The sequence below is a fragment of the Seohaeicola saemankumensis genome (assembly GCF_021021435.1).
Taxonomy (GTDB): domain Bacteria; phylum Pseudomonadota; class Alphaproteobacteria; order Rhodobacterales; family Rhodobacteraceae; genus Seohaeicola.
On record NZ_JAINWI010000035.1, the window covers coordinates 1 to 9,070 of the forward strand.

Genomic DNA, 9,070 nt, shown 5'->3' on the forward strand with positions numbered 1-9,070 from the left:
AAACTCTCGGTATGAATGAGGGAGCTTCGGGGGGCAGGTCAGGTTGGCTGCACAGAAGTCAGTAGTCGACGGCTTCGTAAGCCAATCTGAAGGCCAACTACTAAATGAGTACATCGAGGTAGAGAGCGGCAAGCGGAACTCCCGGGAACAGCTCCAGAGTGCGCTTGAAGAGTGCAAGCGAAGGGGGGCCACCCTCATCATCGCTAAACTCGACCGTCTTGCCCGAAACGTTCATTTTATCTCTGGGTTGATCGAAAGCGGCGTTCCCTTTCGAGCAGTAGACATGCCTGAAGCAAACCGTTTTGTGCTTCATATCATGGCCGCCGTAGCCGAGTATGAAGGCAGGGCAATCTCGGAGCGCACTAAAGCAGCTTTGACTGCGGCAAAAGCTAGAGGTGTCAAACTTGGCAAGTCCTGCCAAGCGCTTGCGGACAAGAAAATGATTGATGCCGATGCCTTCAGTGGCAAACTGGGTCCCTTAATAAAGCAACACAAGGCTAGTGGATTGTCGGTTCGAAAGATCGCGGAACGGCTAAATTTGGACAAAGTGCCGTCCTATACAGGTGGTAAGTGGCACTCTTCGACGGTTCAACGGGTATGGAAGCGCTACGAAAATCGCAACCTGCTACCAGAGGGAAGTTCCTAAACCCCCCATGTCAATAGTAAGACGAGATGCATTTGTCAGGCGGCTTCTGCCGGATCTAGAAATTTCAGGTGAAAACGCGTTCATTGACCGTATTCAGCTGGATGTTGGCAACTGGGCGTTAGTCGGGGAAGAGGACCAAGTCCTAGATGCTTTGTCGCAGTTGCGCGAAATAGAGGTTTACTCTTCAGACGGTGAACCGGTTTCACTTTTCAACAGTCGCGTTCTGCAACGGGTTTCCGATGCACGAGACCTGAGGTTTCGCACAACCACTGACAGCGATGCGCTCAACCGAACAAGCCCGCTACTCGCGGGAAGGATAAATACGGCTTCCTGGCGTAGTCAAACTGTTTCACGCCGCCCAAACGAAGTTGCTAGGTTAGTCTTTGAAACTCATTTGAACCTGACCCGCTTCGTACAGGCGCAGCAATTGAAGCGGATCACACATTTGGCGCGACCGGCGCTGGCAACGGACTACGTGTTAGCTATAAGGCCAGAGGATGAATGGTATGCAGATGAACTACCGCTTCGTCCCGCAACGAACATAATCATAGGGCCAAACAAAAAGTACGCTTTTGCTTTGCGGCATCCACGAACGCAACAGGCGCGAACTTATTTCACGTTGGCTTTGGGAACATTGTCTAGAGCGCTCGAAATTTCCTTCGCCGGAACAGGTGCTTCCTATGAGTATCTGCCACATTTAAACTTACGTGAAATCGAATTTTACTGGGAGTTCGATAGCGATAATCCAGTTGAATGGGTCTTGTCGATGACCGAGGTCGTGGCTCAACACGGCGTGAGGTACGGCGAGGTGATGTACGAGACCCAGCGGTCATCGATCGAAACGCAAAATCAAAGCCCATGCTTGAGGATTGGTCTAACTCGTGACATCGACATAAAAATTTATGCCAAGACGACCCGTCGCGTTAGGTTCGAGGTGACACTATCAGGCGCTGCTATCTACAATCACGGCGGACGTCGCACCCACACTACAGTTGAAGGGGTTGTCGGTTTGATCCCGGCGCTGGCAAATGAAGCCGCCTCTCGCATCAGGCCTTTGCTGCAATCGATTGCAGCGGACCCGCCGCCCCCGGGTAGCTTCACAGCGCTAAATCTTATGCATCTGATCACGCGTGCAAGTTCTGACCCGCATGCTGCTGAGGCGATCATTGCCTCTCTGGTCACGTTTGGTCGCGTTTCGCCTTATCGGAACGATCCCATTCTGAACGCAGTCCACATGCTGAGAGACCAAGGCGTTCTTAGAAACCTAGGCGCGAGAAGTCGCATCTACATCGTCACCGATGCCTACCGCGATGCCTTGGCAAATTTGCGAAGGTATCGCTAGGTTTCAGCCGACAGTTGCATAAGACTATTCTGGCTGCTTAAGTGGCGCAGAGCAGCCGTTTTTTAGCGAGACAGGTTACAAGTTCAACGATTATTGATCGGGGCACCCTTTATGGCCAGACCACCAAAAACGTCACCTCAGGTAACGACCTATGCCCATGATGACCGACGGGTGATGAACCCAGAGGTTGGACTGGTAAAGCCTGAGAACGATCCGGATGGCGGCAGGGCCGCGTGGTCCTACGATCCACACATTGATCCGGCGCTACAGTTCGATATGGGGCGGGCACAGATCGAAAGCCTGATCGATGATGCTCTCGCTAGCGGCGACAGCGACAAGATGCGCGATGCTCTCAAAGAGCTTAAGCGGATGCAGGCTCCGTATCTCAACTGGGCAGGAAAGGCTGAGAGGACATCATTCGAGATCGAAACCGTGTCACTGCATGTGCATGAGCGCATCGATCCAGCGACCATTCTTGAAGGCATTAAAAAGCGGATGGCGGACGGTGGTATGGCCGAGGATCAACTCGACTTTTTTCATCCTGCTTTTGAGAACAAGCCACTTCGCGAAGCATTGGGCTTCTACAAGCACGACAAGGACTGGTCGAACCGCCTGATTTCAGGCGACAGCCTGTTGGTCATGAACTCGTTGCTGCAAAAGGAGAGCATGCGTGGGCAGGTTCAGATGATCTACATCGACCCGCCCTACGGAATTAAGTACGGTTCAAATTTTCAGCCGTTCACCAATAAGCAACCGAACAAATCCACAGACAAGGATGAAGACCTGACCCAAGAGCCTGAGATGATCAAGGCATTTAGAGATACTTGGGAGCTTGGCATTCATTCGTATCTTACGTATCTGCGCGACCGCTTGATGCTTGCGAGAGAGCTTCTGAGCGAAAGTGGATCGGTGTTTGTCCAGATTTCAGATGAAAATTTGCACTTGGTTAGGCAGCTGCTGTCCGAGGTTTTTGGCCCAAAGAATTCTATGTCTTTGATAAGCTATTCCACGACCGGTGGATTTGCATCGTCGGGTCTCAGCAGGACTGGCGACTATATTTTGTGGTACGCAAAGGACAAAGAGCAGGTCAAATTCAACCGGCTGTATCTGGCGAAAGATAAGAAAGAGGCCGCACGTGGAGATTACGATCAAGCTATTTTCGCTAATGGAAGCCGAGGGGCATTACCGAAAGACCAACGTGCAGGTCTAGAACCAATCCCCGAAGGTACGAAAATTTTCACAGATGACAATCCAACTTCCCAAGGTGAAGGCGCTGCTACCGAAAACTGGGAATGGTACGGCATGAAGTTTCACCCCGGTTCCGGCAATCATTGGAAAGCTCCAGTGCCTCACGGAATGCGCCGCCTTACAAGGGCAAATCGCTTCATGATTACTCCGCGTGGAAAACTTCGGTACATTCGTTTCTTCTCAGATTTTGATCAGGTACCAGTTACTGACACATGGTTCGACATCGCAGGGGCGGTACAGGATCGATCCGATCCGAAAGTCTACGTTGTTCAGACAAGCAACAAAATCATCGAACGCTGTTTGCTTATGACAACTGACCCCGGCGACCTCGTGCTGGACCCAACTTGTGGTTCGGGCACTACCGCTTATGCAGCTGAAAAATGGGGTCGCCGTTGGATAACGTGTGATACATCACGAGTAGCTGTCTCGCTAGCAAAGCAACGGTTGATGACAGCCTCATTCGACTATTTTCAGCTACGTTATCCGCATGAAGGGCTAAAGGGCGGCTTTGACTACAAGACTACGCCGAGGGTGATGCTAGGCCAGATCGCCAACAATCCAGACATAGACGCGATCTATGATGAAGAGCACCCAAAGATTGCCTCTGCGCTTGATAACCTAAATGCTGCTCTTCTTGCCTCTCCCCCTAATGCGATAATTCCTCTGCAAGGAGCGAGGCGCGGCAAAAAGGTCCGTTTCAATGACGGTGACAAACTTCACGAATGGGAGGTGCCGTTCGAATGGCCTGAAGATTGGCCAGAAACTGCAAAATCCGCGTTTAATGTTTTTCATAGCGCAAGACGTACAATGCAAACTCGCATTGATCAAAGCATCGCTGGAAACTCGAACCAAGAAACGCTTTATGATCAGCCTCACCTCGACAAGACAAAGTTGCGCGTGACCGGCAAATTTACGGTCGAGGCTGTGCCCGCACCGGTGGTCATGGGATTGGAAGAGGCAGAAGCCATCGGTGAACCGGATGACAGCATTGCTCGCTCTGGCGCGACTTCGCGGCAAGCCACATGGCGGGATGAACTGCTCAAGACAGGTATACGAGGTAAAGGAGGGCAAATGATTGAATTTGCTGATCTGGAAGTGATACCCGGCCTCAAGAACCTGCATGCCAGCGGTTCACTGGCGGAAAGCGGTGACCGCGTTGTCGTCAGCTTTGGCCCCGAGCATGCGGCACTTGAGCAGCGGCAAGTCGAACTGGCGTTGCAGGAGGCCGAAAAGCTGCGCCCAGCGCCCAAAGTTGTTGTTTTCTGCGCCTTCACCTTCGATCCGGAGGCGGCAAAGGACATCGATGAGTTGAATTGGCCCGGTGTAACGTTGCTCAAAGCGCAAATGAACACCGACCTTCTGACCGAAGACCTAAAGAAGAAACGCGCGAGCAACCAAAGCTTCTGGTTGATGGGGCAACCGGACGTGGACCTGCGCAAGCGCAAAGACGGTAAATGGGAGGTCGAGGTCAATGGTTTCGACTATTTCAACACCAAAACCGGAGAACTGGACAGCGGCGGCAAAAGCAAAATCGCTATGTGGTCGCTCGACACTGATTACAATGAGCGCTCGCTCTTTCCGCATCAGATATTCTTCCCGATGGCTGGGGCGAAAGACGGGTGGAACCGTTTGAAGGCTACGATCCGCGCTGAGTTGGACGAAGACATGCTAGACCAGTTCCACGGCACCGTTTCGCTGCCCTTTGAAGCCGGGGAAAACACAAAGGTAGCGGTCAAGATCGTGGATGACCGGGGCATCGAAAGCCTAAAGATCATCGCGTTGGACGATTGATATGTCGCTGATTATCAACAAGCCAACCGAGGTGCCCCAGAAGTATTGGGATAAGGTCCATGACGGCAAGCTTGAGCTGAAGCACGAGCGCCGCCCGGCAACCTATGAAATCATCAACACGCGCGATCAGACGCGGCGGGTTGAGGAAATCGCGTTGGTGAACACGATCCGTGGCCGCGTCGATCAGTGGCGTGAGGCGGGTTATCCGGGCGTCACCATCGTGACCCGCAAGCTGTTGGATCACTGGAACGACGAGACTGCGCGAGAGTTACAGTTCTATTTTTGTCAGCTCGAAGCCATTGAAACCCTCATTTGGTGGGTCGAAGGGGCTGCGGAGTACAAGCAAGGCATTTCTATCCCCGGCGATGGCGGGCCTTGGGAGCGTCTTTGCAACAAAATGGCGACCGGCGCTGGCAAAACCACTGTGATGGCGATGATCATCGCGTGGCAAGTGCTCAACGCGGTGACTTATCCAAAGCGGAACAAGGATTTCAGCCGCGCGATCTTCATAGTGGCCCCAGGTATCACGGTGAAGGGGCGGCTTCAGGTGCTCCTACCGACCGATGACAGCTACTATGATGAGTTCAACATCTGTCCAGACAACGCATCGCGGCAGAAATTGAACCAAGCCGAGGTTCTCATTGAGAACTGGCACACGCTTATGCCAGCAAAAGAACCCGAACGCTCAGTCGTAAAGAAAGGCCCCGAGACCGACGAAGCCTACACACGCCGCGTTCTTGGCAAGCTGGCCGAGTTCAAAGACATCGTCGTTATCAACGATGAGGCTCACCATGCCTACAGGCAGAACCCCGCTGACAAAGTGGGCAAGAATAAAGCCAAAGAAATGGGCTTGGATGTTGATGAAGCTACCAGATGGATCGAAGGGCTGGACCGACTGCACAAAACGCGTCGGATTTCCCGGTGCTTCGACTTGTCAGCAACGCCGTTTTCCCCGTCAGGAAGAGCTAGCTCAGATCACGCGTTGTTCACGTGGATCATATCAGACTTCGGTTTGAATGACGCCATCGAAGCCGGATTGGTCAAGACGCCGCGCGTGGTCGTCCGCGATGATGCCATTCCGGATGCGGCGACCCTTAAACCGAAGCTTTATCATATTTACCGAGACAACTCAGTTTCAGAGGACCTCAACCGACCGGCCGAACCCCACGAAGCCCTCCCACAGCTCGTACAGCAGGCGTACACGCTGCTTGCGGCGGATTGGCGGGCCTACCGGCAGAAATGGGCCGAAGACGGCCACTACGCTCCTCCGGTGCTCCTAACGGTATGTAACCGAACAGAAACCGCAGCGAGGATCGAACACTATTTCAATTCTGGAGAAGCGTACTGGCCCGAGCTGCAAGCGCCGGAAAAAACGCTCCGCGTCGACAGCAAGGTGCTGGAAAAAGCGGAAGTCGGAGAAAAAGCAACTGCGGACAAGCCTTACGAAGAACGTCTTCACGAGATTATCAAAGCATCACCTTTGCCGAGCACACGCAAGGCTGAGTTGCTGGAGCTAAAGAAAGAAGAACTGCTTCGCGAAATTGTGGACAATGTCGGTAAGCGGAACGGAGCAGGGCAAAGCCTTCAGAACGTGATTTCGGTTGCGATGCTTTCTGAGGGGTGGGACGCAAAGAATGTAACCCACATCATGGGGTTGCGGGCGTTTACCTCCCAGCTTCTGTGTGAGCAGGTAATCGGGCGTGGATTGCGGCGTGTCTCATACGACAAAGAGGTCGGCGGGGAGCGGGACGGGTTGTTCGTGACTGAGTATGTGAACGTTTTTGGCGTTCCGCTGTCCATCTATCAAGACACCACTGGCGATCCGACACCACCGCCTCCACCCAAACCGAGCGTTCAGATCGAAGTAGTCCCAGAGCGCGCAGAACATGAACTTCAATGGCCGAATATTCTGCGCGTTGACCACGTTCTGAAGCACAAGCTGGAAGTCGATTGGGACAAGCTATCTGCTTTGCAGCTTGATCCAGCTTCCACGGTGATTTCAGCCGAGATTGCCCCAGCCATGACGGGCGCTTCAGACATGAGCCAGACTGTTCCAATCGATCTGGAAAAGGTTCCGGAGGGTTTCCGTCTTCAGCGGCTGACATTCCTTGCTGCACGGAAGTGCTTTGCGGGCATGGCTGGAAGCTTCGTGGGCCGAGAAGAGATGCTGCTCAAGCAACTCATAAAGCATGTCGAGACCTATATCGCCTCGGGTAAGCTCGAAATCCCTTCGCTGTTTCACCAAGAACCACTTCGCAAACGCATACTTATCGGTCTCAACATCGACCTGATTGTGCAACACGTCAGCCAGTATCTGCGACAAGAAAACCGTACCGCGCTTGAGCCAATCTTCGATGAGGATGAGCCGATAGGTCGAACAGGCGACATGCGGACGTGGTATACGACCAAGCCAACGATTGTGGCCACAAAATCGCACATCAGTCATGTCGTCGGCGATGCCGGTTGGGAAGGTTATGCCGCAAATGTTCTGGAGAAATCAGACAAGGTTCGATCCTACGTCAAGAACGATCATCTAGGGTTCGAAATCTACTACCTTTGGAACGGCTCGAAGCGTCGCTATGTGCCGGACTTCATCGTTGAAGCCAAGAGCGGCGGCTTCTTGGTTCTTGAAATAAAAGGTCAGAAGTCACCACAAAATGATGCGAAACATGCAGCTCTGGAAGAGTGGGTGGCGGCAGTCAACGAGGAGAAAAGATTTGGGCAGTGGTCTTGGTCAGTGGCTTACGAGCCGCACGAGGTGGATGATATTGTCGCGTCAACTTGGCCATAAGAGCAGGATAGGCAAAAATGGACAATAATATCTTTGATACGCTTGAAGTTAGAATGCCTTGGACGCTTGCCAATCGGGCAATGAAACGGGCTGGGCTAGATGGATCGCAAGGCTGGGACGGAGCACGTCAAAAGTATCAAGATGTCGATCACGCTGATGCAGAGAATTTCTTGAAGGATCTTCTTCGACAGCACGCCCTGTGCGGCGAAAAGATGACAAAGTTGTATCCGGTAAAGGAAGATGTGCTAAACGAGCTGAGGGAAGCAATCGACGGGCTGGAGGTTGCGGAACATGCATTCACAGACAAGTTTCCGTTGGTGCTCAGTGAAGCACAACTAGGAGAATTCAATTCAGAACCGGTGCTAGTCAGCGTAGAGCGTACTGACGACGGAATTGGTGCTGTCTATGCAACCACCATTAAACTAACGTCGCGGGAGGAGATACCAATCAGCGATGTTTTCGAAGACCCTGAGGCCATCAAAGAAAGATACGACGAGGTTATTGGTCTCAAATTCCAGTCTGTTCAGCTGTTCAACGTGATCTGGGTTCCTCACCATGATGGCTTTGTAGAGGTTAGAACTGATTACCCAAAGGGTATGCGGCAAGAACTGGTCCATGAAATCCAATCGCAGTACAAAGCCATCGCCAATAGCTTGCTGACCGAACCCGGCCTTGATCAGCCAATCGACCTTTTCCCGCTTATCGAAGCTATGTACGAGGACGAGGACGAAGGCATTGTCGTAGAGCTAAGTTTCAAGACCTCGACGGCATCAATCAAAAATGAGAAGATGCGTCGCACTAGGTTGTGTCTGCGAAAAGAACTGTATCACAAAGGCGGCAAAGACGCACTCGGTACCAAGATCGAACCCTTCAAGGTGAGTATCCGATGGGCTTTTCAGCATGATGGGCAAGACTACCATCCGGAACTTACGCTGGCCGGAACGTCTCGCGGGCAGCAGACTGTGGCAGGAACCGTTACGGGGCAGCTCGTATCAGGCGCAGTCATCAAGAACTGCACCGGAAACGTTGACTATGAACACGTGAAAGCGAGGCTGGTTCATCACTTGAGCAGTGGTGGCGACAAACAACCAGACTAGGTCTGACAACTGTGCAACGCGAAGAGCTACAGCAGGGAATTGAACAGAACTGGGGGCGTTCTCCGGTCGGTGAGATGTGCTTGTTGCTTGTCGAGCGCATCTTGTCGATCAAACCTGACCTGCCCCCCGAAACTTCCCGCGTTCTAATGTAGAGT

The 9,070-nt window shown here is 52.6% G+C and carries 5 protein-coding genes; all 5 read left to right on the forward strand.

Annotation, left to right across the window (positions count from 1 at the left end):
* The first annotated feature begins 43 nt into the window (after nt 1–43).
* A complete protein-coding gene (locus K7H22_RS19485; protein ID WP_230802481.1) occupies nt 44–646 on the forward strand; it encodes a recombinase family protein in 603 nt (200 codons plus the stop codon).
* A 7-nt stretch (nt 647–653) separates the two neighbouring features.
* Nucleotides 654–1,988: a hypothetical protein gene (locus tag K7H22_RS19490; RefSeq protein WP_230802482.1), complete on the forward strand. Its 1,335-nt coding sequence runs from the start codon at nt 654–656 to the stop codon at nt 1,986–1,988.
* Between the two features lie 111 nt (nt 1,989–2,099).
* Nucleotides 2,100–5,027 (forward strand): site-specific DNA-methyltransferase, encoded by a 2,928-nt coding sequence (locus tag K7H22_RS19495; protein ID WP_230802483.1) that lies wholly within the window; start codon nt 2,100–2,102, stop codon nt 5,025–5,027.
* A gap of 1 nt (nt 5,028) precedes the next feature.
* The gene (locus K7H22_RS19500; RefSeq protein ID WP_230802484.1) at nt 5,029–7,818 is read left to right on the forward strand and encodes a BPTD_3080 family restriction endonuclease; all 2,790 of its coding nucleotides are present in this window, start codon (nt 5,029–5,031) and stop codon (nt 7,816–7,818) included.
* A gap of 17 nt (nt 7,819–7,835) precedes the next feature.
* Nucleotides 7,836–8,915, forward strand: coding sequence for a hypothetical protein (locus tag K7H22_RS19505; RefSeq protein WP_230802485.1), 1,080 nt, complete (start codon nt 7,836–7,838; stop codon nt 8,913–8,915).
* The last annotated feature ends 155 nt before the right edge of the window (nt 8,916–9,070 follow it).

Excerpts from the sequence above, each read along its gene's own strand:
- K7H22_RS19495 (WP_230802483.1), top strand. The coding sequence starts at position 2,100 with ATGGCCAGACCACCAAAAACGTCACCTCAGGTAACGACCTATGCCCAT.
- K7H22_RS19505 (WP_230802485.1), top strand. The coding sequence starts at position 7,836 with ATGGACAATAATATCTTTGATACGCTTGAAGTTAGAATGCCTTGGACG.
- K7H22_RS19490 (WP_230802482.1), top strand. The coding sequence starts at position 654 with ATGTCAATAGTAAGACGAGATGCATTTGTCAGGCGGCTTCTGCCGGAT.
- K7H22_RS19500 (WP_230802484.1), top strand. The coding sequence starts at position 5,029 with ATGTCGCTGATTATCAACAAGCCAACCGAGGTGCCCCAGAAGTATTGG.